Below are 24508 nucleotides of genomic sequence, written 5' to 3'. Positions count from 1 at the left end.
TTGAACCATACAAAAACCTCTTGAAGCAGCAAGATATAAATTAAATTTATATAACATTAATTTGAAAAATCTTGCTCATATCTTTAGTTACAAAATATTTCTTCGTATGAGACAGCCAAAACCTCACCAAATAGCCTCTAGAAACGATTTTAAGACCACAAATAAACGTAGCATGACTTTTCGCTAAAAATTGTCCTATTTAACAGTGTCCATCTAGTACGATCTGAGACAGTGTAACGGTGTTAAATCGTATCAATCAGGCATAAAAAAGGCCGCTACATATGAGCGACCTTTAAAATTAAATTTACAAAAATTAAGCATGTTTAAAACCAAGATTTAGCTTAAATCCACATGCTTGAGCATAACTCACTAAAGTTTTAAGACTAGGATTTGATCGTCCAGATTCTAAGCGTGAAATATTCGGAGCTTTTGTTCCCATTTTTTCAGCAACTTCATCTTGAGTTAAGCCTGATTTTTCTCTCATTGAAATTAGAGAACTAATTAATTCAAATTCAACACTTAGATCATCATAAGCTTCTTTTACTTCAGGATTCTGTAATGCTTTTCTTTTTAATGCAGATAAACTCATAACTTCACCTCTTTCATTCGCTCTCTGGCAAGTTCTATTTCTTTTTTTGGGGTCTTGTTCGTCTTTTTCACAAAAGCTCTTAATACGTAAACGTGCTGTCCTTTTAAATAGCAAAACAAACCTCTACCTATACCTTCTTGAGCTTTAGCTCTTATTTCAAAAAGCCCATCTCCCATTGAGTCTGTATGTGGTGGGCCTAAATTTGCTCCATATAATTCAATTAATTCGAGTAACTTAATCATACGAGCCTGAATTTTAGCTGGCATTGCTAATATTTCATCTTCAACACCAGAGTAAAAATCCACTTTCCAAGCCATTTCACAACCACCAAACCTATCATATATGATAGGTCACTTTAACATTACTGGCTTATTAAGGTCAAAACATAGCTTAAAATTGGTATCAGTAACCAGATACAACAAAGGCCGCCTAAGCGACCTCTTAAATTGTTAGCATTTAACATCACAAATTTTATACGTACAAACAAACAGATACTACGTAACATCCAGATATAACAAAGACCGTCTTTCGGAACAGAACATCTAACTGTTGCGTTAAACGCGAGGATAAATTCACGAGGAAGCATACTTATCATCATAAGGGCAATTGCGTGCATATCAAGTTATCGATCACAGTTTGCATCATATAAATAACGTAATATTAACATGTCATTAAGGACATGTTGACATTTTAAAATATTTTGTAGGCGGGTGAAAAATGAAACTAAATACTTATTTTATAGCGGCGATTATTTGTGGGTCATCATTAGGAGTTACACAATCAGTTATTGCGAATGACCTTACGTCTTCGCCAGAATCGACACAGCATCTTACTACGCCAGTTCTTACCGCAAATATGAATGTTATCCCTTATTCTTATTTATTGTTCGGTTTTACATTATATATCGATATCGATGGTGCTACCTTTAATACAACGAATGCTAACGATTTTCGTAATGCAACAACGTTATCTACTCCAAATCGTGTCACTCCTTATGGGGCTACAGAGTCAAGTATTCGCTATCGAATAACAGCACTAGATGATCTTAGAGCCGTTAATTCTATTACACTAACTATTGATCAAAGTGTTTTATCTGTACCTCATCCTGTATCTATAACAATCCCTGTATTTCATGATATAGCACCACCAGATACTCCCCATGAAGAAGCTAATACTATAGCTTCACTGTCTGTAGATTCTGTTGATGCTGCTGATTTTTTAATCCCCAAAGGGACTGTTTATACAATAATCTTGAATGATGGTGAATTTGTTCAAGGATGTTCAGATGTTATAAAGCATAGCATTATGAATACTAGTAATATTCGGGATATGGTAACAATCTGGCATAAGTCAAGTAATGAAGTTCAATTTGTTCTTAGTGGAAGTAATCATCTTCCTAACAGTGGCAATTGGAATTTTGAATTAAGTCCCGATACAACTACACTAAATAGTACGTTGTACATAAGTACTCCTATTAATCACTAATTTTAGATTACAAAGAAGAGCTGTAAATAATTACGGCTCTTCAATTTAGAGTAATTCCATCCAAATTTTCTCATTCTTTAATCTACTCATAATGAAAAAGGTCAAAACCACGTTTTGTATTCGTTTTTCTTGATGGATAGTAATCTTTCAGATTCCTATCCATTAAAAACGGTTGTATTTAACAGTATGCATCTAATGCGATCCGATACGTGGTAACGTCCAGATACAACAAAGGCCGCCTAAGCGACCTCTTAAATTGTTAGCATTTAACATTACAAATGTTATGTGAACAGCGCTAAATCGTATCAACCAGGCATAAAAAAGGCCGCTACATATGAGCGACCTTTACTGTAACATTTTACTGCCAATCCATTGTTAATTCTTTATTTTTTGATGCGCAATCTTTTAGGTAAAGATTAATTAAGTTTTGGTATGGGATACCATTCTTTTCAGATAAATATTTAAAGTAAGTCACCACATCATCATCGAGTCGAATAGTGATCTGCTTCTTTACTTTTTTCGCGTATGGATTAGCCATTGAGTTTGAAAAATCATATTGATCACGCATAACGAAACTCCTCATATTGTTTACGTTCTCGTTTTTCTGCTTTCCGAGCTGAAATAATTCGAATCCTTTCGTCATCACCTCTATAGCAATGACATACAACGAGAGTGTTATGTTTCTCACTCAACCCCATAATGATGAAGCGTTCTTCACCATATGAGCTGTCAGGGTCAGGTATCACTCGAGCACATTCATCACTAAAAACTGATTCAGCCTCTATAAAAGTAATGCCATGCTTTCGAATATTACTTTCCGCTTTATTCGGATCCCACTCAAATTGTAGATAACTCATAATTACACCGTAACTACATTGTAGTTAAACTATAACAAATCACAAACTAACCTACAAATACCAAAAAACCGCCTCGATGGGCGGTCATTTAACAGTTAATCTATTTATGCGTACTAACTAATATTTACTTCACCTTATAGCCCGCACATTCTAATTCTTTCATTATATCTAACTTCCATGCTCCAGCCTTATCTAATGAAATATAAACAACCCCAGCTATATCATTAGGCTTTTCTATATCATCATCCTTTACTAACGCAGCTACCTTATCTTTACCTAACTTAGCCATTAAATAACCATGTTCAAAAACAACATTTTGACGTGCTCTTTTTTTTGCTAAGATTCCATTTTCGTGCTCAGAAACACTTTTACCTAAATCACAAGGAGTATAGAGAACTAAAGCAAATCCAACATCATTTGAGTAATGGTCAATTTTATCAATAATTGTCATCCCCCTATTAGCTTGTTCATGTAGAATAATTGCTTCTAAACCTACACTATCAATAAACCTCGCTACTTCCTGCTTAACCTCGTTATCCCTTCCATGAACAATAAAAACTTTATTACTTATTTTTTGTGTTTCTTGAGTATTCATAGGAGGTTTTAATTCTTGAACATTGTCTTTGGTAGGGGAAAAAGTTGATTGCATCTTTTTATTAAGCAAATCAATACTAGCGTCTTTAGTACTAAATTCTAAATAAGATAATACATCTGAAAATTCTTTATCTATAAAACCTCTCCTCTCCCTATAACTAGGAAACTTAGGTTGTATATAGTCCCAAACACCTGATAAATCACGGGATATTTTTAACCAAGATGGTAGGTATTGAACCAAAAAATTATCTTTCAATAACTCTAATCTTAAAGTTTTAAAGTCTGCATTATCTGTAGGATCTTTAATATTACCACCTGTAACTGATGTTTTAATTAAAGAGGCTAAATAAGAAACTTTATCAAAATCACTATCTAAAAATTCAATACTCATTTGTTAATATTTTCAAGAAGTAAACACGGTAAAATCATACCATATACAATAGCTTTCAAAGGAAAGAAAACACCAGATACGCTGTCATTTCTAGATACAAAAAGACCGCCTCGATGGACGGTCATTTCATATCAAACTTAATTATTAACTAATCATTTCATCAATTTTTCCAAACAACGAATCTAATTGCTCAGATGTTAATGATTTATGGCTATACGCTTGCTTGAAGAAATGTTTAAACGCAGTAGCTTCACCATGACGTCTTATAAACCGAGTTATATCTTGCTTCTCTCTAGTATCTTTCTTATTTGATGCTAAACATTCACATTCAGATAAAACCTTTAAAGGATCACTAAGTAAATCAGCCAAACTATCTTTAGTTATAATGTACTTATTGCGCTTTACTGGCTTTTTGATTTCATTTAAACAATTAATTTCAATTGCAGAAATAGGAAAATTACGTCGCAATCGACCAATTATTGCAGATAATCTTATCATCGAGTAATCAGCACCAATATAATAATCAGAGTTTGTTACTGATTTACCATCGCATAAAGCAGCTAATACAATTATATCTGTATCATTTAGATTAAGCGCAATTTGATATAAGCATGGAGTATCTACAAAGAGATCATACATTTTCTGGCGAGATACGGCAGGGGTATAGCTATTTGTTAATTTAAGCATAATTTATACCTTTGATTTTAATTTTATTCGAGTTGGTTAAACTCAATATGTACTGGTTAGGTACACAGGTATTATATCATTAACTTATTGATGCGCAAAACATAACCACTAATAAAATTAAAGCACAAAAAAACCCCGCTTAAAATCATAAAAGCGAGGTCTTTTGTTGATGCATTTCAACATCGATTAGTTAGCCACCACAGCTAATAAATCTATAATTTTTGAGTTAGCCACCACAGCTAACAGATGAATTGTTATCTATTAAACTTTGAAATTCAATATGCATCGCGAACAGAGGAAGATAAATTAAAAGCGATACCGTCTTAAAATAAAAACATCTTAATCACCTCATCTATAGCTCTATTTGAAACCATAAAAGCCTCTATTGATTCAAATAAACACTTTCAACCCTAGTTGTAGGTTAACAAAAAAAAACGAACTACAAGGCTTACAATACACTTTAAAAAAAACCATGTTTATACCGATCGATGATATTCATTTGATAGGTAAAAACTATCTCTATTGGTTATCTTATTGTTTAATAAGATTAAATAACCTAAACATCAATAATTACTATGGAGTAAATACTATAATTCATTTTAATCATTTGTATTTAACAGTATGCATCTTATGTGATCTGAGACAGAGACGAAACCACGTAACAACTAGATACAACAAAGGCCGCCTAAGCGACCTTATGTCTTAGATTTAAAATAAATCTGCCTATTTTTATCAATCAATCTCGCCATAAATCACTGATCAATCTGATGCAACCAAAACATCCGTCAAATCGTCCCTAGAATCGATTTTAAGACCATAAAGACCTATCACTCGACACCTAGCATGACTTTTCTCTAAAAACAGCTGTATTTAACAGTATCCATCTAATGCGATCCGACAGATACGCGGTAACGTCCAGATACAACAAAGGCTGCCAATAGCTACCTTTCTTAAATTTATATAGCGGGTGTTATGTTTAATTCAGAGGAATTAAATTCTTGTAATTATTACGTATCCATCAAACGCATCATCCCCGATAGAAGTAACGGAGTTAGGGATGGTCACGCTTGTTAAGTGATTATTAGAAAACGCACGTTTCCCTATTTTAGTCACCGAATTAGGGATGGTCACGCTTGTTAAGTGATTATTAGAAAACGCATCATCCCCAATAGAAATAACTGAGTTAGGGATGGTCACGCTTGTTAAGCGATTAAAAGTAACGGAGTTAGGGATGGTCACGCTTGTTAAGTCATTATTATAAAACGGATCAGACCCGATAGAAATGTTAGGGATAGTCACGCTTGTTGAATAATTATTAGAAAACGCATAAGACCCGATAGAAGTAATGGAGTTAGGGATGGTCACACTTGTTAAGTAATTATTAAAAAACGCACCACTCTCGATAGAAGTGACGGAGTTAGGGATGGTCACGCTTGTTAAGTGATTATTAGAAAACGCCTCCAACCCGATAGAAGTAACGGAATTAGGGATGGTCACGCTTGTTAAGTAATTACTAAAAAACGCATGTTTCCCTATTTCAGTCACCGAGTTAGGGATGGTCACACTTGTTAAGCGATTAAAAGAAAACGCCCCATCCCCGATAGAAGTAACGGAGTTAGGGATGGTCACGCTTGTTAAGGCATTATAAGAAAACGCATAAGACCCGATAGAAGTCACAGAGTTAAGGATGGTCACACTTGTTAAGCAATTATTAGAAAACGCCCCATCCCCGATAGAAGTAACGGAGTTAGGGATGGTCACGCTTGTTAATGCATTAAAAGAAAACGCCTCCAACCCGATAGAAGTAACGGAATTAGGGATGGTCACACTTGTTAAGTAATTATTAGGCAACGCATAAGACCCAATAAAAGCAATGTAGTTAGGGATGGTGCTCGTTACCTTATTATTAGAAAACGCATAAGACCCGATAGAAGTTACAGAGATACCGTCAAAATCATCAGGTATAACAATGTTTTTATAAATGGTCGTATATTTTTCTATCATGCCCGTACTTACATAAAATTTCACATCACCCAATGTAAGAGTATGTTGTTGGCTCATTTTTATCGTCTCGCTATTATTTGAACATTGCTTGCTATTAAGAAAAGCATCATTGAAAATGAAGATTAATAATTTCTTCATTATTTCCTACAATAAACAAATCATTAATCGTTGAAATATATCCTCACTCAACCACTTTCAGCTAACTATTTTGCCACTCTGCTACATGAAACGAGCAGAATAGATTTAGAAAAGCCCATGCACTCGACACCTATATTAATTTTCACTAAAAACGGCCCTATTTAACAGTATGCATCTATCCCGCACTACGTGATCGCTATTCATTCAAAACGAACAGAATAGCCGGTGTTTTAATGGGTTTCCCTAAGTGAAAACAGAGGTAAACCCACATTGTTATTTTGTTAACCATGTTACCTAATTCACAAATCACCACTTCAACACAATAAACGCCCCTAGCCCGTATTCCCTTAAAATACCGTATGCTTTTAATCATGCCCTACTGCATACAGATAAATACCACTTATTTTGTGTACTTTTGGTGTTGATGACCAAATATGCACTCGGTATATTTAGCACACAATAATTCAAAGCATACGAAACATAATAAAAAGGATATACCTCAACTCCTCTTTGTATAAGGGCCTTCTACCTTTACAATTAATCCTCCTTAAATCATATACAACAGTTTGTATTATATTGTAAACTAATATGCCAATTTGGATTAGGCTATAGGTTTCTTATGCTTATTGGTGATTTTATTTGTAGGTTGTTAATCTTAAACTACATCAAAAAGAAATATTAGCTCTAGTTAAAGGTTTAAAACAAATAAACCTGAAGTGGCATGGATAGCTTTATGGATTAGTAAAGTTACATATAATCAGAGAAAATAAATTGAATAATAAACTAAAAAATTTTGCGGTTACGATTCTGGCTACAGTAGTTCTGTCTGGTTGTGCTGATAATACGACATTTGACGGTCTTCCTGTTGATTTGCAGTCTGGTAATTTCGCTCGGGTTGAAATTGCAGGTAACATTAATAAGTGGGGTTCATATATTGTTTATGCTGTAAATGGTGAAAAAAGTCCATTATTTGCATCTCTCTCTCCAACTTATGCCCTCCCAGCAAACCAACCATTGGATTTTCTTGTATTATGCAAATGGTATGGAGGAGGGGCGTCAGAGATAGTGAATAAGAGTAGATTTAAGCAAACTCTGAGCCCTAATAAATGTTACGTTCCTTCAGGTTTACCAAGCACATGGAATGGAGAATCGATTATTGCCATAACTAACCCTTTTTCAGGTGAAAGGCATTATGAAAAATTTTGGAGTGGCATAGGTGAAACTTCAAGGTTTTGTAACGAAGTGAAACTTGTCGAAGTTGATTGCGCAACTCATGCTAAATTTAAGTAAGTACCAAGAAACAAGTTATCGTGAATTTTTAGTTTTGTGTTGATTAAACATCAATGACTTAGGTATAAGTAATTTACTTTTAACTACTTATTAGTATTACAAAGCCCTTACCAAGAAAACTGTAGTGGTCAAGTAAAATTGGCCACAGGTTTGTATTCATTATTAAATCTGCATGCTGATTCATTCGGTGTCAAACCACCATTATATTGGTGGGGTCTGACTTAGTCTAATTCATGCTTATGTTTGTCGTATTTCCATAACGAAAAAAGTCATTTAAAAATCAATCTTTACTACCTTCGCAATTGTCGCCCGGCTACAGCCTAACTTCTCTTGAATCTGCGAATAACTACGACCTAATGTGAGTTGATCTAAAATATCCTGATGTAAGGCTAAATTAGGTTGGCGGCCACGATATTTACCAGCAGCTTTGGCTTTCTCAATACCCTGTGCTTGACGCTTATGACGGGTTTCATAATCATCACGGGCCATGGCCGCGCCTAAATCCAACATAAATTCAGTTAAGGCCAGAGTAATGCTGTTTTGCTCGCCAGAACTGAACACGGTATGAGTCATCGATTGATCGGCTACGACTATCACTAAACCTTTGGCCATAATGCGTGCTTTTAAGGTTTTCCATTCTCCCCAGGGTAAACGTGTTAGACGGTCCATCTTTTCAATCAGCAACACATCACCGGTTTCACTATCTTCGATCAACTTGTTGAGTTCTGGACGTTCAAGTTTGATACCAGATTGGTTCTCGATGTAATAACCCGCAATACGATGATTAAACTTCACCCCAAAAGCTTTGAGTTCTTCTTTTGCCCGTTGGGCATCTTGCTCGGTAGTTGAGGCACGAAGGTAAGCACGGATCAGCATTATCATCACCTATTGGTTCAATTTAAGTTGGTTTCTTTAATCGGTTTATTATAGATGGTTTCTTTAATGATACAATGCGGGGTGAGAGCTAAAGTGGACTGGTTTCATTGGAGTATACCCTAAAAATATTAGTGCCATCATCATTTAGATAACATGCTCATTCATATTCAATTAACGTAATTTATAATTATCTATCAGTCGGAATATTTAGATTATTTAACATTCAACAAATATATTTTTACGGGCAAATTATCGCTCAGTGGGCAAGTTCTTGCTTAACTTAGGCAATAACCTGCTTGATTCTGATGAGAGTATTTAAAATCACATTAATATCAATAGCTTAATGATTGGCATAAAACCTGCTTAATTAGATGCGTTTTCGTAGTTATCTCTACGTTTTTCTAATTAAACTAGGACATTACAATGCCAACTCCTTGTTATATTTCTATCCAAGGTCGCACTCAGGGCAACATCACTGCGGGTTCATTTACCGCTGATTCTGTCGGTAACATTTATGTTGAAGGTCATGAAGACCAGATGCTGGTGCAAGAGTTTAAGCACATTGTAACCGTGCCAACTGATCCACAATCAGGTCAACCTGCTGGTCAGCGTGTCCATAAGCCTTTCAAATTCACCGTGGCATTGAACAAAGCCGTACCGCTAATGTATAACTCATTGGCTTCTGGTGAAATGCTGCCAACGGTTGAACTTAAGTGGTACCGCACTTCTGTTGAAGGTAAGCAAGAGCATTACTTCACAACCACATTAACTGATGCAACAATTGTGAATATCGACAATCAAATGCCACATTGCCAAGATTCAACCAAAGCTGATTTCACTCAGCTGATCGAAATCTCAATGGCTTACCGCAAAATTAATTGGGATCACACGGTTTCTGGCACATCTGGTGCTGATGACTGGCGCGCCCCGCTAGAAGCGTAAGAATCAAATAATTATTGCCCGTACTGCCTCCAGTGCGGGCTTTTGTCGTTTATGCCTGTGCTAAGGCATTCATTCATCGCTTTAGCATAGGTTTAATTGAGGTAACATCATGGCACAACAAACAGGATTACAATTTACCTTCACGGTTGAAGGACTTGATGCATCAACATTTGCTGTGACTGAATTTAAAGGCAACGACACTTTGTCTTTACCTTTTTCTTTTACAATCGATTTAGCCAGCCGCAATCCCAGTTTAACGCCGCTTGAAACTATTGATCGTAATGCGGTTCTGACAGTTTGGCAGCAGGGTGAATTACAACAGCAATGGCATGGTATTGTGCGCCAATTCACTCAGGGCGATACCGGCCATAGCCACACAATCTATCACGTTGAATTTGTACCACCTTTGGCGCGGTTAGCCTTGCGTCAAAATAGCCGTATTTTTCAAACACAAACAGTGCCAGAAATTATCTCTATCTTGTTGCAAGAAATGGGCATTAATGATTATAGTTTTGCAATCAGCCGCCAATTAGTACAGCGTGAATATTGCGTGCAATACCGTGAAAGTGATTTAGCCTTTATCGATAGAATTGCCGCAGAAGAAGGGGTTTTTTATTACTTCAATCACGACAATAACAAAAATACTCTTATCTTTAGTGACGATACCCAAACAGTAACCCGTTTAGCTGAGCCCCTAGCTTACAATAGCCGCAGTGGTGGTAGCAGTAGCGTGCCTTTTATTCGAACTTTTTCGCGTAACACCCAAATTAGTTCATCATCCGCTCAGCTAAAAGACTACAGCTTTAAAAAGCCGGCTTATAGTTTTTTGCAAACATCAGCAGCTAAAGAAGCAGATTATCAACAAGCCACGTATGAGCATTTTGATTACCCAGGTCGTTATAAAGACGATGCCAGTGGTAAACCTTTTGTGCAGTTTCGAATTGAATCTCTTCGACGCGATGCCCAGACCGCGAATGCCAAAAGTAATGTACCCACTATTCTTCCCGGCGTGAAATTTACGCTGCAAGAGCATGATGATGAAACCTGTAATCGTGATTGGTTGATCATCGCTGTCACCCATGTTGGCACTCAACCCCAAGCATTAGAAGAAGCCGGTGGTGAAGGCGCAACAACCTATAATAATGAGTTTGTTGTCATTGCCGCTCATCGTCCTTGGCGCCCGCCGTTTAATGCCAAACCCACCGTTGATGGCCCACAAATCGCGCTGGTTGTTGGCCCCGAAGGTGAAGAGATTTATTGTGATGAATTTGGGCGAGTCAAACTTCAATTTCCTTGGGATCGTTACAGTAACAGTGATGATAACGCGAGTTGTTGGGTGCGAGTATCTCAAGGTTGGGCGGGTAGCCAATATGGTATGGTTGCCCTGCCTCGTGTTGGCCATGAGGTTATCGTTGACTTTTTAGAAGGCGATCCCGATCAGCCTATTATTACAGGTCGCACCTATAACGCGACGAACCAACCCCCTTATGAGTTACCCGCCCACAAAACACGTACTGTTTTACGCACTGAAACTCATCAAGGTGATGGCTATAACGAACTACGTTTTGAAGACCAAGCAGGTAAAGAAGAAATTTACGTTCGAGCGCAAAAAGATGTCAATGTCTTAGTTGAAAATGACCGTACCGATAACATTAAACATGATTTACACCTTGATGTAGAAAATGAGCGCTTTACCCAGATAAAAATGAATGATCATTTAACGGTTGATGGTGAAAGTCGTCACCATATTAAAGGTGATCAAACATTGATGATCGATGGCACTTTGCATCTTAAACAAGGTAAAGCGATATTAGTCGATGCGGGGAATGAGATTCATATTAAAGCCGGTAATAAAGTTGTGATTGAAGCTGGTGCTGAAATTACATTAAAAGCAGGCGGTAGCTTTATCAAAATAGACGCGTCGGGTGTGTCATTGGTCGGGACGGCAGTGAATTTAAACTCAGGAGGGAGTGCAGGCAGCGGCTCTGGCTATGCGGGTGTTTCGCCATTATTACCTGGTGCGGTCGAAGCTGCTGTGGCATTAATACCTACAGCTATAGTTTCTATTACCGCATTCATGAAAGCAGAAAAAGCTAATGTTCCTATGGTGAAAACCTGTCCTCTAGAGGAGCAAAGTTAATGTTGAATAAAATAGAAAATAATCTCCCTTTATATTGGCTCATTAATCACGATACATATAAAGCAGTGTTACACAATGGAGCGAGCTATCTAGAAGGCGCTGAGCCCCTGTTTGCCTCTCAACCTTTTTATGATTTGGTCGACGTCTCCCCTTGGGTGATCCCTATCACTGACAATCACACTCATCTAGATGAATCTTTACTGTCTAAAGGTATTCTATTTGAGTCGCTATCATATCAGACACTTATTGCCCATTTACGCTCCTTGCTCTTAGCGGGTTATCAAGGTGAAAACGTGATGTTTCGTTTTTATGACCCTCATATTTTTAATGCGGTTTATTACAACAGTTCTATAGAAAGACAGGCAAAATTACTGGGGGCTGCACAACGGGTTTATGTGATGATCTCTGGGAAATATACACTTTTTGAAAATGCTTACCCAGAGCGGTTTTCTTTACAAGAAGCGCCGTGGTGGATAATTGAAAATGATGACTTTACTGAGCTGTATAACATCAACAACCACGCCTATTGTGTCTCACGACGACTTTGGCAAACTATTCCAGAGTTAATGGCGAAACTGAATAAGACAGAATCTGATTTAACTCTCTTATTTAACCAAGGTAGCTCGTTGATAAAAAAAGCGTCTTTGGAGTTTTGGGTGATCGCTCAATTAATACAACAGACCCAAATATCCTTCACTCTGGTCATTGAGCGATTACATTTAGACATTGATGAACAACAAGAACTACAACATTGGTTAGGGAAAATCTCATGAGTAGCCCAACAGGTACAAGTCCATTCTGTATTCCGTGTGAGAAAATGAAATACTGGATTGAGTTAATGTTTGTGGACGAGCATAACGTTCCTTTTAAAAACATCAGTGGTCGATTAACCGATGCATCAGGCACTGTATTTATCATACAGCTTACAGATAAGCCTGTTGTGTTGAGGTCACTTGCTTCCGGCCCAGTTTCAATTGTGTTTGATAATGCGACATGGTTAGAAGAGTTACAACAACGCACCCCTCTTGATGGTGAGCCAGATAATGTCATTCAACGTTTAAAATCGCTAGGACATAACAATGCTACCAAACAATTAATCACGGCCACTACGGGAGATTTTGTTGAATTAGAATCCACTCAAACATTGCCACCTAAGCATATCGCCAAGGCTGGAGGCGAGGTTCATTTAATCACGAATGCCAGCTATGTGATTAAAGTAAAAGGTTTTAATTACATTACACTTCGTGTTGGTCTGTTTTTCGACGGCACAGGAAATAATACTTATAGTTCAGATTGGGGGCTAGAGCAGATAAAAAGATTCACCCCACTGTGGAAATCTCGTTTTGAAATAGCGAGTCACAACGGCCGTATTCCCATTAAAGATTTAGATGACCACTGCTTTCAATACCCTCAACATGAAAAGTTTCGAATTCCTATTGAAAACAAACCTGACGAAAACCAATGTGTTGAAGTTTATGAAGTTACAGGTAGTGCCGCCAATGAGCATACCAATATTCAGAAGCTGTTTGAACGTTATCCAACAATAATGACACCAAATAAAAAAGAACGGATTTTTTATCACGGTGAGTACATCACAGGGATTGGTACAGGTAACAGTACCGATATCGCCCCCGCTGATGAATCATTACTGCGCGGAGTATTTCTCGGACAAGGGCTTGGCATTGGTGATTATGGTGTCACCCAAAAATCCGAGACAGGGATTAAACAATTATGTAAAAATTTAAAGGATATACACTCTGGAATATTAGATGTTTTTGATGCATATGATGGTATTAAAAAAGTTGAATTAGACGTATGGGGTTTTAGTCGAGGTGCGGCGGCGGCACGGCATTTTATTAACCTTGTGTTAGAAGGTAAAGAAGGGAAGTTTGCGACTCAAATGATTAAAGCTTGCCAAGATAACAATATTAACTTTGCAGTTAACTTTGACTGGCAACACAACCATTCTTGTGAAATCACTTTTGCAGGAATATTTGATACGGTAGCGGCAATCACCGACTTCGCAACATTTGATACATCTCCCCACAATGATAAAACAGGAAATGTACGATTATGGCTAGACCCTGCGCGTGTTAAGCATGCGGTTCATTTAACCGCAAGCCGAAAAGCGGAATACCGCTATAATTTTTGTTTAAATAAATTCAATCCCGCGTCAAATTTTATCGAGCTTGAAGTGCCTGGCTGTCACTCTGATATTGGCGGCGGTTATTATGCATCTGCCGCACTCGATAAAGGGTACTTATTACCATTACTAGAGAATAAGTGCATAAAAACCCTGACTCAAAGAGGCCGTTTCTTTGATTTTGAACTCAAAAGAACCCAAAAACGTTTTGAAGACGACCTTAAACAGCACCAAGAAAAAGAAGTTACTATGGGCTGGAAAGCCCAAAATTTTACAGTCAAAAGTGATATCACCCCCTTGAGTGGTGATCAAAAGCAAATTACCACCAAACTGTATTATCGACGCGTGGCTCATGGCGAATTATCCCGCTTGTATTTACGCTTAATGTTTGGTTTAGCGAGCTATTATGGTGTGCCATTGGATGATAAAATCGAAGATGGTGATGTCTGGAATAATAAAGATTTTCCAACTTACATTGTTCCACAAACAATTGGCTCTATACCTTTTGGTCAATATTGCGAAACGATCTTAAATGCCGCTAAAGATGGTGAAATAGATAAGATTGTAAAATCGCTGTGTAACGATAAACGCTTACAAGATTTTATGGATAACGACCTTATTCACCATTCAGCAGATGGTGGGATAGCTAATCATCAATTTTATAAGGACGATGGCAGTATCGCTCTTCGTGAAATTTTTGAATGTAAACAAGGACAGTAAATGAAAACCATTATATCAACAGTGATATTCTCCCTTTTTCTGGGTGGATGTGGCGTGATAAATAAAGAACGAGTACCTGATGAGGTACCTGATTGGACGGTGGCTTATGCCATGCCATCATTTTATCCAGTAAGAGTCACCAAAGCCTATGGTATTAATAAAACAGAAGATTGGACTTCTATTTTACATACTCATAGTCAGTTTATGACGGTCAGTGGCCTAAAACGCGTGAAAGAGTTTCTACCCAATTATGATGGCTATGGATTACCCTTAGCTTTTGCGACTATGGGTGGATATAGACAAGTCCAATACACCAACCATTTACCCGATAAAATAGTGCTCTATTGGACATCCTTGTTTGATGCAAAATTTTATATCACAGAACTAAATGTCACGCCAAAAATGAAAGTGCTGATGTATAAAAAACAAAACCGAGTTGAAGCTGATGGTATTCGTCGCTCTTGCTACCAAACGACATTTGATTTTGGTTTTCTACCTAACGGCCAAGTAAAAGTATGGTTAGAGGGGTGTGGTAAATATACTTATGTCACAGAGCTATCTCCCATCGCGACGCCTAATACTGATTATAATGGGAGTACTTATTCCGATCATAATCAGACTAGAAATTCTGTTTTAAAAAGAGCTAAAAAAGCTAATGCAACACTAGTCCCGATCCCTTGGGATAAGGTAAATAAGATATATACATCGAAGAATTATACTGTAGATCAACTTCAATAATGGCTTATCGCCTTACAGCGTTCTGTAAGGTGGTAACTATCTCACCGAGCATATTAAGAGATGATAAGCCAATCAAGCTTGATTCTAAAATTAAGGCCAAAAGATGCAATGTTGTTAGGAATAATTACAAAGATGGTACGTGGAAAGACTATATTAGCTGCGTAATCTTTGCAAATGATGTCAATATTTCGACTAAAAAAAGTGCTGCTCGAAGAACTGTTTACTTTGATTTTTCCAAATTTAAAGATGATACCGTAATTCACTATGATATTTTAGCGGGTAATGATTATCGTAGTACGCCATTAGAGCCCCAGAAAAATAAATAATGATCCCTTATTTTGGCTTTGCTTACGAGCAAAGCTTTTTTCTTTGTTTTAATTTTTTGCAACAAGCCCATAAGTCGCAAATGGCAATGCTTGGAATAATAACGACGTTCCTAAATTAGATAAAACTATACCACTCATTCAATGAATCACTGTTATTAACTTTTTTGTTAATATCTAGTTAGATCGACGCACTTAACCACTAACTTAACATAACATCTGTAATAATTACCAAATTTATAAACTGATGAATAACCCTGTTTTTTTAGTAATTAGCTTGCGAAAAGCACCAAAAGTGAGAATTTAGGATCGGGTAACATCATTAACAAGGGCTTGTTGCAAAAAATTCAGCTTGAACGCAGAATCGTTTCTTTCCTCATTTAATCTGGCAACTCAATGGCTAATCCTGAATTTAAATGGAAACACTTTACTCCTGAGATTATTCTTTGGTGTCTTCGTTGGTATGGTTCGACCCCAATGAGTTACGCAAATCTCAGCGATATGCTGGCGGAGCGAGGGATTGCAGTGAATCGTTCGACTATTTATCGTTGGTTTATTGAATATGCTCCATCATTACGTAAGAAGTTACATCGTTACCAATTCATCAGGATGGACTCTTCGTGGCAGCTCGATGAAACTTACGTCAAAGTAAAAGGAAAATGGTTTTATCTGTATCGCGCTATTAATAAGCAAGGTGAAACACTAGATTTCTATTTTTCGCCAAAGCGCAAGAAAGAAGCCGCTTATCAGTTTCTTAGGCGTTGCCTAAGACATTACAGCATCAATAATCAGCCTAAAACGCTAAATACAGACAAGCATTCATCCTATGCTAATGCGATTGCCCGTTTGAAGAAGGAGGGGCGATTACGCGAGGATGTTGAGCAGCGACAAGTAAAATACCTCAATAATGGTATCGAGTCTGATCACGCGCCTATTAAGAAACTCATTGTCGCCACCGGTGGACTTAAAATACGAAAACGTGCATGGTCAACGATTCAGGGATTTGAATCATTACGGATGTTGAACAAAGGGCAGTTTGATTTTTGGTTACGCAATGATGAACGTCAAACTATTGTGCGGGAGAGATCCGCTTTTATTAATCGTCTCTTCAATATTGACGTTGTTTTCCAGTAATAATGAGTCAATTGTAGGTCTCATTTACCTGCTTTGATTATTTGCAACAAGCCCCAAGAAACAATGATAAAACTATCTTTACTTGTTTGTGGTTTATTAACCGCAACTTCTATTTGTGCAGCTGAATCCACCCAAGTTAATTACTATCAAGATGCTCACGGTAACTTCATTGGTTATACACCTGCTACCTATAATCAACTAGAAAATGGATCTGAAGTTGAAACACTGGCTGATTTATTGCCTTTAGAGTTAATTAATGAAGCTTGCTTATACGTTGACTGATACTGTAACGATGAGAAAGCGAAAGCTTACTTTAGAGTCGATGGTTTGGTTACTTGTGGGCATGGCTATTTATAATGATAAATCCATGAAAGACCCAGTTAATCAACTCGATATATTCCTAATTTAGCGAAGCTTCTCGAATGTGGTAAGTCTGAGTTAATATCATTAATTGAATTCAAACCACAACTCATCATGAGGCTGATTCGCATGGCAAACTAAATTAAGGATGATTATTTAATCTGCTTAATTACAATATTCTCGCACAGTTTCAATTATCGTCTTTGTAATTATTAAAAAAAAGGCGATATCATGCTCAGAGCATTTATATATTATTTAGCGATCACAACCTCGTTTGCCAGCTTGGCTGGCGAGCCTCCGTCACCTGCAAACCTTTCGCTTTGGTCACAGATAGGTAACCCGAGTAATGGACAGTGGAATGTTCAGCCATCCGGTAATACCGTCATACAAAGCGTAAATCAAACAGCAACAGGGTTTGTTTCTCACGAATCTTTCGAATATCAGGTATTTACTGGAAGAATTCGAGTTGATGCTGGCGATGATGATTTCATTGGATACATAGTAGGCTACGGAAATGGACAATTTCATGTGTTTCATTGGAAGAAAAACAATCAGGAAGGCGCTATAGAAGGTTTTCATTTTTTTAAAGTAAACGGTAGTCTCGAGACAATAAACGCATGCTTGTGGAACCATGCTGAAGCCCCATGCTCTGGGATCAGTAACGTTTATCATAACCATGGTGGAGGATGGCAAGTAGGCCGCGATTACACGTTCCAAATAGAGATATCACCGGATCGTTTTATTGCTAAAGTCGATGGAGCGGTAATTTTTGACGTGAATGAAACAATAGCCAAAGGCCGGTTTGGTTTTTTTAATGCATCACAGGCAGGGGTAACATATGGCGATGTATTTCAGCAGAATCCACCTATTGTCGAATCGATAAGCACCGCACTACCTATGGGTCAACAAAAAATTATTACAGGTGAATTTTACGACCTGAATGTGACAGAAACGCATACATGTGAAATTATAGGAACCCCACCTCACGGTACGATCACGCTCCTTCCACCTTGCTCATTTAAGTATGTATCCGATCCAAACACCGACGGCACCTTCACACTTAAATACAAAGTGACTGACTCTTCAGGATTAAGTAATGCCGCGGATTTAAAAATAACGATAAAAGATTGTAGTTAACCAGTGCAATTCTTCTCCGCTAAATTGCATTTAAGCGGTAAGAAATCGTTAATATTTTAAAAACTGATTATTAGTAGTAGAGGTGTAAATCGATGAGCGCAAATAACAATCAACCAAATTTATTTAATCCAAACCACATCTTGATTGTCGATGAATTTGATTTTTGGATCATTCAGCAATTGAGTGTACGTGAGGCACGTCATTTAGAGCACGTGTTGAGTACAGCTGCGAGACTTTTTGGGAGTCAGGCAAATGATATTATCTTAAGAAATAAGTGGATGAAACCAAGTTGTCCAAGCTTGAAAATGGGCTAATACTGTATTAACCCATGTTTAGAAAGTGGATGTGTACGCTATTACGCAAATTGACAGATTTGCAGCTTATCAATAGCACGTTTTTTATAGTTACTTACCGCAGCTCTCGATACACCGAAATGCTTTGCTAATTCTGAGTTTGACATAGGATTAACTGCAAACCCAATTAGGTGTAATAGACAAAATATTTCACGCTCAGGCATAACATTTTTCTTACGTGATAACTCATCGTGCAATAAGCTATGTAATTGAGAATCGGATAACTGTGTTTCTATAGTATCTTTCTCAGTTGCATGGATATTGATGCTCTCATTTACATCGACATAATGCACTTGAGAGGCACGTCGCAGCACTAAGTTCAATTTATTTTTATTCCACCCCGTTACATCTAACATCTCAGAATAAGTAAGGTTGTTTGATTCTTTTAATTTAGTAACTAAACGCTCTTCGTCGATATATCGCTGACTTTTTTGCACACTATTATTATATGCGCGGCAATGACGAACCAATTTAACCTTTAGTCTTGGGAAAACGTAGGTGGTAAATTGTATGCCAGTCGTGTGTTTATAATAACGCAATGAATTAACAACCTCGATATAACCGTCCTGTTCTAAATCGGTGATGTTATTGTCAGTGAAAGACATTGATTTAATAACAGAGTGAATAATTAATTTACAGTGAATGGCGTATTGCCATAAATGTTTATTTAATAATGGTGAACTACTAAATAATTTTTCTATTCCTGCAATCGTAAGTGGTGCGATTTTAAATGCATCACGCTTTTCACAATGTTTTAATTTATCAATAATATCAGTACGTTCTCCAGCACAAGCTAAGTAGGTATTTTCGTCATCGTTACTTAATAACGATATATATTTTTCGCGCCATTTAGTATCTGTGGTTGATGAAGATAGCTGTTTAGCATAATCAATTATCTTCGTCATCGCTTCGTTTTGTAATTGTCTTTGGGGATTAGACATAAATTATTCTCCAGCGCTTACTATAGAGATAAGTATAGTCAGCACGTGGGAGAGTGCAAGTTTTAAGCGTAATAAAATTTAATAGAACGTTTTTTACTCCATTAAATGAAATATATTTTTATTTGAACCGTTATGGTTAATGGATATTTGAACAAGAGAATGAAATGATGAAAAAATTAATTATTGGTATCGCACTTTCAATGACATCTATTTCAACCAACGTATTAGCAGAAACTGAGAACAAACAAGTGTCGCTCACCCAAACTCAATTTAACGAATATCTTGCGCAAGCATTTATTGAGGAGCCTGAATTACTAAAAAATGGGTTACTGCGACTACAACAGTTCGTCGATAATAAAGCTAAATCTACGGCAAAAGATGCATTGAAGGCTAACTTTAAACAACTATTTGAAAATGAATCTGATCCTGTACTTAATGCCAATGGATCTGTACCAGTCGTCGAATTTTTTGACTATCGCTGTGGTGCATGTAAAGCCTTTGCGCCGGAATTAAAACAACTGATAGACAACGACAAACGTGCAAAAATAATCTACAAAGATGTCTCAATATTAGGTCCAGAGTCAGCAAAAATAGCCAAATTGGCCATTGGTATGTCAATAATTAAACCTAATGCCTACCCTGCCTATCAACACGAGCTCATGGTCACGAAAGGCATCAATTACGACCAAGCTCTCAAGCTGGCTTCTTTGCTAGATGTCGATTTGGCTGAATTAGAAAAAACAGCTAATAGTCCCGACGTTCAACAAAAACTTAATCAAAACAATAAGCTTTTCAGAGATCTGGGTCTACGCGGTACACCATCTATATACGTAGGGGAAAAACTACATCCCGGTGTTGTCGCTTACAACTCATTATTAAGTAGCATTAATGAGTACCAGGAAAAAGTGAAGTAATGTAACTAAGCGGTACACTTGAGTAACTAATAATTAACCGTCTATTATTGAGGCGGTTTTTATTTATCCGTGACATTATCAACATAGATAGGACTAGAGATATGGTCACTTTAATGTCGAGTTAATAACTGAATAACAGATTTACATGTATCAAGATCGAACATGGCGAAATGGCATTTTGTTATTTTGACGTCCAGCATTGACGATAACAATTCATAACGCCGCGTTTGACTGTAATTATTACGTTTAGCCCAATCGGCGAACAGTGATTTTGAAATTTGGCGTGCCTTTCGTGTTTCATGATCTGCTAGTGTACCCATGGGAATATCAGTACCTGGATGGGTATCTACACGGCAGTTGCAACGCGTACAAATATATAACCATGGCCACGCGCCTAATGCCCTTCCAAAAACGTCATCAGCATCCTGAAGTACAACTTTAGAATTACAATTAAAGCATTTTTTCGGCGGTTTGATTGGATGCTCCACTCTACGCATCGCATGTGGATTAATATTAATTTTATGCATAATGTCAGTCCTAATTCGTGATAATCGAATTAAGGACATACACCGTATAGCTGATTTGTTAACAACCAAAATATAGTTATTTATATAGTCAATTCTTTAACTCTTGATGTATTATTTATATTAGTAGATGATTTTATGGACCAAATAATGGATAAACAACCATATAGTTCTGTAGTAGACACATATATCTCAATGTTCGACTCTCCAATTGATGCAATACGGCACGTCTGCACTAAAACAAATCGAAAATATAACGATAATTACCTGTACTCGTGGCCAAAATCTAAAACTCGTGTACCAATTGATGTTGTTGCATATATGCAGGACTATTCATTTGATTATATTTGTAAATTACTTGAAATCAACATGACTAAATCCCAAGCACGCACATTGAAAGCAGCAGTAAGAGTACCATTGGTAGTGAAAGAGTAATTGTTATCTGGCTGCATTGTTTAAGGGCATGCAGCCAGTAAATAATTATTTAAAATAGTGTTGAAAGAGTTTTACGAACTCGAGGGGTTCGGTGAGAGGATTACACTTCTCGCTATATGTAATAATGTGCTTTTTATTATTACAGATTATTGAGTAAAGTTGGTCGATATTCTTTAGTTTTAAATTCTCATCTAACACAGAATTCATATTTCTGAATAGATCATTCATAACATTTCTATCGATTAAATGCCGTCCAATGTGGATTGGTTTTAAGCCATACATGTTTTTATTAATTCTCTCTGATACACGTTCCTCGAAGTCATGTGTTAGATGACAGATCTCTTTAATCGTGTTTTTAATATCATCTTCTGTCGAATAATAGCTAACTAATAATTTTTGTTTCGTTTTATCATTTTGATTGATCGTAATCCACAAATGATTTTGTTCTGGTTGGCTTCTACCCGACGGAAATCGTGCAACCTTAAATGGTAATGCTTTCACATTTCTCACTGTTTTTGGTTTAACGACAGGTGGTAATTCAGGCTCTAAAAACTCCGGTAATACTTCTTCTGCATGTTCTGACAACATGGGAGTAAAGTCTGTTAATTCTGTTGTTTGTCTTTCATCTTTGACAATATTAATTATATTTTCAGGTATATTTAGGTATGACTTATCATCCCGTGTTTCTTTAATGCTTATACGGGGATTTATAATTTTATGTGTATTCAGTGTTATCTCATCAGATGCATAGTATTGAGCAGAAACAGTATAATAACCGAATTTCTTTAAGTCGCTTGGTATGCTTAAACAACTACTATTTTCAAAAGTTTTTGATCGTACTCTTTCAGGTAAAGAGTTAAATATTACTTCATTCTTTTTATAGTCTACTCTTGTATATATTTTCTTATTTTTTCCAATCCCTTCTATATCAAAGTTGAACATGATTCCGCCAATGTATGCTTGAATACGAGAAACATATCTTTTTTTTGCTTTAACATTTTTAAAATCAATTATCTTAGAAAGACGATCATAAAATTTGATGTGATCATAGTTCTTTGTTTTAAATTGTTTATTTTTTGAAAGATAAATGTTTACCTTACTGATATGTTCATACAAAGAAACGATGACAAAATCGATAAACTGCTCATCTGTCTGAGTTTCTCCTTTGTTAGTGAAAACAGGAAACAGATTCATTAGTTGTTCATGATCATAGTAATATTTTTGTTTTGCTGAGGCTTTACCTGGCCATTTTTTTCGTGCATCGATATATAGAATAAATGCAAGGTTAGAACCAGCCATAACCGACCACGGAAGCACGTATGGCCCCTTTTCTGACAGAATGAATTGTAAGGCGTTCTTATCCCACCTCAATACATATATCTCTGGATATTTAGCATCTATCCTATTAGCTAATTCATATTCAATCCTGAATAAAGGTGTTTTTCTATTTTTTAAGAATTGTTTATTAAACAATGATATGCTTTGAAATTCAGTATTTGCCCATATTTTTATGTAACGATCAACGTGATCTTTCCAATACTCTGAACCAGTTTCCATCATTAACCAAGTGAGCATTTGATCTCTGTCTATACTACAAATCGCCTCGATCTCATCTTTTACAATAAATTGTTTCTTGTGCCTTTCAAAATAAGAAATTGTAAGATTTATGATAACGTATAAGAACCGTAAGTGTTCAATATCAGCAATTCGTTCTGTCTTGTCTATCGCCGTTAATTTAGACGAAAAGTCTTCTGAATGTTTAACTTCATAATCAGTAAAAGTTATATTATTTTTTTTAGTTAATGGTCTTAAGCAGCTCGCAAAGCTCGTATGTCTAGGGATAGCTGTATCTTGAAATAAAGCTTGAAGAAGACCGTTTTCATTAATCGACAGATGAGCTGATTCTACTGGATTAGAATCACCGACAAGAGTTAGCTGTCTATTCATGTTGCTTATGGAAGTAATTGTTGAGTAGCTCGTTACAACATTTTTCTCACTATTTTGAGGCGTAAAAACATAGAGGATTATTCGACTATTATCTTTATGTATGAAGTTAGCTTCCTTTTTGGCAAAGTCAGTACTTAATAGGTTTTGAATAAAACGCCTGATTGTTGGTACTTTTTTGTCTAGGATTTGACTTATTTGAAGTGTAGAGAAACAGTTATCAGTACCAATAGTACAATTCTCTAATATTTTCGATAACTTATCCCTTTCTGATCGCTTAAGACGTTCAATATCTATATTGTCGAGATCATTTTTCTTAAAAAGCAGTATTGAACCATCAGAGCCAACTCTTTCATTTTCAAGATAACAATTCTGTTCTTTATCAAAAACAATCATTTATTGTTTCCTTTAATATATCGTATTTTTGATATCAGGTATCGGATCTCTGATCTGCTCAGGGAAAACAACCAGAAAAACCCTTTACTATCAATGTTTTGCCATTATTTAGGCTTAGAGATCTCATTGTTTGGATTACTGATCGTATGTTTTTGATCATAGATCCGGCATTTTAATTATAAAGATCTCAGATACAGAGCAAGAGATCTAACTGATAGAGTTAGAGATCAAATTATACATCACAGCTTATCCACAGGGTTGTGCACAGATTTGGTGGGAAAAAAACAACTAAATCAAATAATTTTATAAATTATTGTTGTGAATTTATGAAATTCTAATCTAGATCCTAAAAGTTCATATTAGACATGATACTCACTATCTCACTTTAGATACAATATAAACTATCTCATATTAGACATGATACTCACTATCTCACTTTAGATACAATATAAA

General features: G+C 36.5%; 23 protein-coding genes and 1 pseudogene. 13 read left to right on the top strand and 11 right to left on the bottom strand.

Going from position 1 to position 24508, the window contains the following annotated elements; translation table 11 throughout:
* Positions 1 to 313 precede the first annotated feature (313 nt).
* Both OC457_RS19810 and OC457_RS19805 read right to left on the bottom strand, forming a co-directional pair.
* Positions 314 to 589, bottom strand: coding sequence for a helix-turn-helix domain-containing protein (locus OC457_RS19810; protein ID WP_065176947.1), 276 nt, complete (start codon positions 587 to 589; stop codon positions 314 to 316).
* Positions 586 to 906, bottom strand: a complete 321-nt coding sequence (locus tag OC457_RS19805; RefSeq protein ID WP_080176478.1) for a type II toxin-antitoxin system RelE/ParE family toxin — start codon at positions 904 to 906, stop codon at positions 586 to 588. The genes OC457_RS19810 and OC457_RS19805 overlap by 4 nt, the downstream gene beginning before the upstream one ends.
* A 400-nt stretch (positions 907 to 1306) precedes the next feature.
* On the opposite strand from OC457_RS19805, the gene OC457_RS19800 reads away from it, so the two are divergent.
* Positions 1307 to 2074: a hypothetical protein gene (locus tag OC457_RS19800; RefSeq protein WP_080176479.1), complete on the top strand. Its 768-nt coding sequence runs from the start codon at positions 1307 to 1309 to the stop codon at positions 2072 to 2074.
* A 358-nt stretch (positions 2075 to 2432) separates the two neighbouring features.
* Here OC457_RS19800 and OC457_RS19795 read toward each other — a convergent pair whose 3' ends face one another.
* From OC457_RS19795 to OC457_RS19775, 5 genes are all read right to left on the bottom strand, one after another.
* Complete coding sequence (locus OC457_RS19795) at positions 2433 to 2642, bottom strand: BrnA antitoxin family protein (RefSeq protein ID WP_080176480.1); 210 nt, start codon at positions 2640 to 2642, stop codon at positions 2433 to 2435.
* Complete coding sequence (locus OC457_RS19790; protein WP_045037152.1) at positions 2635 to 2931, bottom strand: BrnT family toxin; 297 nt, start codon at positions 2929 to 2931, stop codon at positions 2635 to 2637. Before OC457_RS19790 ends, OC457_RS19795 begins: the two co-directional genes overlap by 8 nt.
* Before the next feature lie 124 nt (positions 2932 to 3055).
* Positions 3056 to 3916 (bottom strand): TIR domain-containing protein, encoded by an 861-nt coding sequence (locus OC457_RS19785; protein WP_080176481.1) that lies wholly within the window; start codon positions 3914 to 3916, stop codon positions 3056 to 3058.
* Positions 3917 to 4060: 144 nt separating this feature from the next.
* Positions 4061 to 4603 (bottom strand): hypothetical protein, encoded by a 543-nt coding sequence (locus OC457_RS19780; RefSeq protein ID WP_080176482.1) that lies wholly within the window; start codon positions 4601 to 4603, stop codon positions 4061 to 4063.
* Positions 4604 to 5593: 990 nt separating this feature from the next.
* Entirely contained in the window at positions 5594 to 6745 is a 1152-nt protein-coding gene (locus OC457_RS19775) for a leucine-rich repeat domain-containing protein (RefSeq protein WP_210436117.1), read from the bottom strand.
* A 771-nt stretch (positions 6746 to 7516) separates the two neighbouring features.
* Here OC457_RS19775 and OC457_RS19770 point away from each other — a divergent pair.
* Entirely contained in the window at positions 7517 to 8035 is a 519-nt protein-coding gene (locus tag OC457_RS19770; protein WP_080176483.1) for a hypothetical protein, read from the top strand.
* A gap of 273 nt (positions 8036 to 8308) precedes the next feature.
* Here OC457_RS19770 and OC457_RS19765 read toward each other — a convergent pair whose 3' ends face one another.
* Positions 8309 to 8911 carry a recombinase family protein gene (locus tag OC457_RS19765; RefSeq protein WP_080176484.1) on the bottom strand — a complete coding sequence of 201 codons (603 nt, stop codon included), beginning with the start codon at positions 8909 to 8911 and terminating at the stop codon, positions 8309 to 8311.
* 423 nt (positions 8912 to 9334) lie between these two features.
* On the opposite strand from OC457_RS19765, the gene OC457_RS19760 reads away from it, so the two are divergent.
* From OC457_RS19760 to OC457_RS19715, 10 genes and pseudogenes are all read left to right on the top strand, one after another.
* On the top strand, positions 9335 to 9853 hold the full coding sequence (locus OC457_RS19760) for an Hcp family type VI secretion system effector (protein WP_080176485.1): 519 nt from the start codon (positions 9335 to 9337) through the stop codon (positions 9851 to 9853).
* 109 nt (positions 9854 to 9962) lie between these two features.
* Complete coding sequence (locus OC457_RS19755) at positions 9963 to 11993, top strand: type VI secretion system Vgr family protein (protein ID WP_080176486.1); 2031 nt, start codon at positions 9963 to 9965, stop codon at positions 11991 to 11993.
* Positions 11993 to 12766, top strand: coding sequence for a DUF4123 domain-containing protein (locus OC457_RS19750; protein ID WP_080176487.1), 774 nt, complete (start codon positions 11993 to 11995; stop codon positions 12764 to 12766). Before OC457_RS19755 ends, OC457_RS19750 begins: the two co-directional genes overlap by 1 nt.
* Positions 12763 to 14856: a phospholipase effector Tle1 domain-containing protein gene (locus OC457_RS19745; RefSeq protein ID WP_080176488.1), complete on the top strand. Its 2094-nt coding sequence runs from the start codon at positions 12763 to 12765 to the stop codon at positions 14854 to 14856. Before OC457_RS19750 ends, OC457_RS19745 begins: the two co-directional genes overlap by 4 nt.
* On the top strand, positions 14857 to 15594 hold the full coding sequence (locus tag OC457_RS19740; protein ID WP_080176489.1) for a DUF2931 family protein: 738 nt from the start codon (positions 14857 to 14859) through the stop codon (positions 15592 to 15594). It begins immediately after the preceding gene.
* Positions 15594 to 15920, top strand: a complete 327-nt coding sequence (locus tag OC457_RS19735) for a hypothetical protein (protein WP_080176490.1) — start codon at positions 15594 to 15596, stop codon at positions 15918 to 15920. Before OC457_RS19740 ends, OC457_RS19735 begins: the two co-directional genes overlap by 1 nt.
* A 393-nt stretch (positions 15921 to 16313) precedes the next feature.
* Positions 16314 to 17051: an IS6 family transposase gene (locus tag OC457_RS19730; RefSeq protein ID WP_262054097.1), complete on the top strand. Its 738-nt coding sequence runs from the start codon at positions 16314 to 16316 to the stop codon at positions 17049 to 17051.
* 168 nt (positions 17052 to 17219) lie between these two features.
* A pseudogene (locus OC457_RS19725) lies at positions 17220 to 17448 on the top strand (transposase domain-containing protein); the annotation flags it as partial.
* Between the two features lie 194 nt (positions 17449 to 17642).
* Positions 17643 to 18548, top strand: a complete 906-nt coding sequence (locus OC457_RS19720; protein WP_080176351.1) for an Ig-like domain-containing protein — start codon at positions 17643 to 17645, stop codon at positions 18546 to 18548.
* A 92-nt stretch (positions 18549 to 18640) separates the two neighbouring features.
* A complete protein-coding gene (locus OC457_RS19715; RefSeq protein ID WP_065177100.1) occupies positions 18641 to 18862 on the top strand; it encodes a hypothetical protein in 222 nt (73 codons plus the stop codon).
* Positions 18863 to 18903: 41 nt separating this feature from the next.
* Here OC457_RS19715 and OC457_RS19710 read toward each other — a convergent pair whose 3' ends face one another.
* Positions 18904 to 19842, bottom strand: a complete 939-nt coding sequence (locus tag OC457_RS19710) for a sigma-70 family RNA polymerase sigma factor (protein WP_080176350.1) — start codon at positions 19840 to 19842, stop codon at positions 18904 to 18906.
* A gap of 164 nt (positions 19843 to 20006) precedes the next feature.
* On the opposite strand from OC457_RS19710, the gene OC457_RS19705 reads away from it, so the two are divergent.
* Positions 20007 to 20756 carry a DsbA family protein gene (locus OC457_RS19705; RefSeq protein WP_080176349.1) on the top strand — a complete coding sequence of 250 codons (750 nt, stop codon included), beginning with the start codon at positions 20007 to 20009 and terminating at the stop codon, positions 20754 to 20756.
* 110 nt (positions 20757 to 20866) lie between these two features.
* On the opposite strand, the gene OC457_RS19700 is transcribed toward OC457_RS19705, so the two are convergent.
* Positions 20867 to 21283, bottom strand: a complete 417-nt coding sequence (locus tag OC457_RS19700) for a zinc-finger-containing protein (protein WP_159447887.1) — start codon at positions 21281 to 21283, stop codon at positions 20867 to 20869.
* Positions 21284 to 21760: 477 nt separating this feature from the next.
* On the bottom strand, positions 21761 to 24055 hold the full coding sequence (locus OC457_RS19695) for a hypothetical protein (RefSeq protein ID WP_080176346.1): 2295 nt from the start codon (positions 24053 to 24055) through the stop codon (positions 21761 to 21763).
* Between the last annotated feature and the right edge of the window lie 453 nt (positions 24056 to 24508).

The organism is Photobacterium toruni (genome assembly GCF_024529955.1).
Taxonomy (GTDB): Bacteria; Pseudomonadota; Gammaproteobacteria; order Enterobacterales; family Vibrionaceae; genus Photobacterium; species Photobacterium toruni.
Note: the sequence above shows the minus strand (reverse complement) of the source record. Positions and strands in the feature narration are given on the sequence as shown.

Bases quoted from the DNA above. Each gene is read 5' to 3' on its own strand.
- OC457_RS19785 (WP_080176481.1), bottom strand. From the start codon at position 3,916: ATGAGTATTGAATTTTTAGATAGTGATTTTGATAAAGTTTCTTATTTA.
- OC457_RS19775 (WP_210436117.1), bottom strand. From the start codon at position 6,745: ATGAAGAAATTATTAATCTTCATTTTCAATGATGCTTTTCTTAATAGC.
- OC457_RS19745 (WP_080176488.1), top strand. From the start codon at position 12,763: ATGAGTAGCCCAACAGGTACAAGTCCATTCTGTATTCCGTGTGAGAAA.
- OC457_RS19715 (WP_065177100.1), top strand. From the start codon at position 18,641: ATGAGCGCAAATAACAATCAACCAAATTTATTTAATCCAAACCACATC.
- OC457_RS19790 (WP_045037152.1), bottom strand. From the start codon at position 2,931: ATGAGTTATCTACAATTTGAGTGGGATCCGAATAAAGCGGAAAGTAAT.
- OC457_RS19735 (WP_080176490.1), top strand. From the start codon at position 15,594: ATGGCTTATCGCCTTACAGCGTTCTGTAAGGTGGTAACTATCTCACCG.
- OC457_RS19730 (WP_262054097.1), top strand. From the start codon at position 16,314: ATGGCTAATCCTGAATTTAAATGGAAACACTTTACTCCTGAGATTATT.
- OC457_RS19800 (WP_080176479.1), top strand. From the start codon at position 1,307: ATGAAACTAAATACTTATTTTATAGCGGCGATTATTTGTGGGTCATCA.
- OC457_RS19765 (WP_080176484.1), bottom strand. From the start codon at position 8,911: ATGCTGATCCGTGCTTACCTTCGTGCCTCAACTACCGAGCAAGATGCC.
- OC457_RS19700 (WP_159447887.1), bottom strand. From the start codon at position 21,283: ATGCATAAAATTAATATTAATCCACATGCGATGCGTAGAGTGGAGCAT.
- OC457_RS19795 (WP_080176480.1), bottom strand. From the start codon at position 2,642: ATGCGTGATCAATATGATTTTTCAAACTCAATGGCTAATCCATACGCG.
- OC457_RS19720 (WP_080176351.1), top strand. From the start codon at position 17,643: ATGCTCAGAGCATTTATATATTATTTAGCGATCACAACCTCGTTTGCC.
- OC457_RS19740 (WP_080176489.1), top strand. From the start codon at position 14,857: ATGAAAACCATTATATCAACAGTGATATTCTCCCTTTTTCTGGGTGGA.
- OC457_RS19780 (WP_080176482.1), bottom strand. From the start codon at position 4,603: ATGCTTAAATTAACAAATAGCTATACCCCTGCCGTATCTCGCCAGAAA.
- OC457_RS19695 (WP_080176346.1), bottom strand. From the start codon at position 24,055: ATGATTGTTTTTGATAAAGAACAGAATTGTTATCTTGAAAATGAAAGA.
- OC457_RS19750 (WP_080176487.1), top strand. From the start codon at position 11,993: ATGTTGAATAAAATAGAAAATAATCTCCCTTTATATTGGCTCATTAAT.
- OC457_RS19760 (WP_080176485.1), top strand. From the start codon at position 9,335: ATGCCAACTCCTTGTTATATTTCTATCCAAGGTCGCACTCAGGGCAAC.
- OC457_RS19805 (WP_080176478.1), bottom strand. From the start codon at position 906: ATGGCTTGGAAAGTGGATTTTTACTCTGGTGTTGAAGATGAAATATTA.
- OC457_RS19710 (WP_080176350.1), bottom strand. From the start codon at position 19,842: ATGTCTAATCCCCAAAGACAATTACAAAACGAAGCGATGACGAAGATA.
- OC457_RS19810 (WP_065176947.1), bottom strand. From the start codon at position 589: ATGAGTTTATCTGCATTAAAAAGAAAAGCATTACAGAATCCTGAAGTA.
- OC457_RS19705 (WP_080176349.1), top strand. From the start codon at position 20,007: ATGATGAAAAAATTAATTATTGGTATCGCACTTTCAATGACATCTATT.
- OC457_RS19755 (WP_080176486.1), top strand. From the start codon at position 9,963: ATGGCACAACAAACAGGATTACAATTTACCTTCACGGTTGAAGGACTT.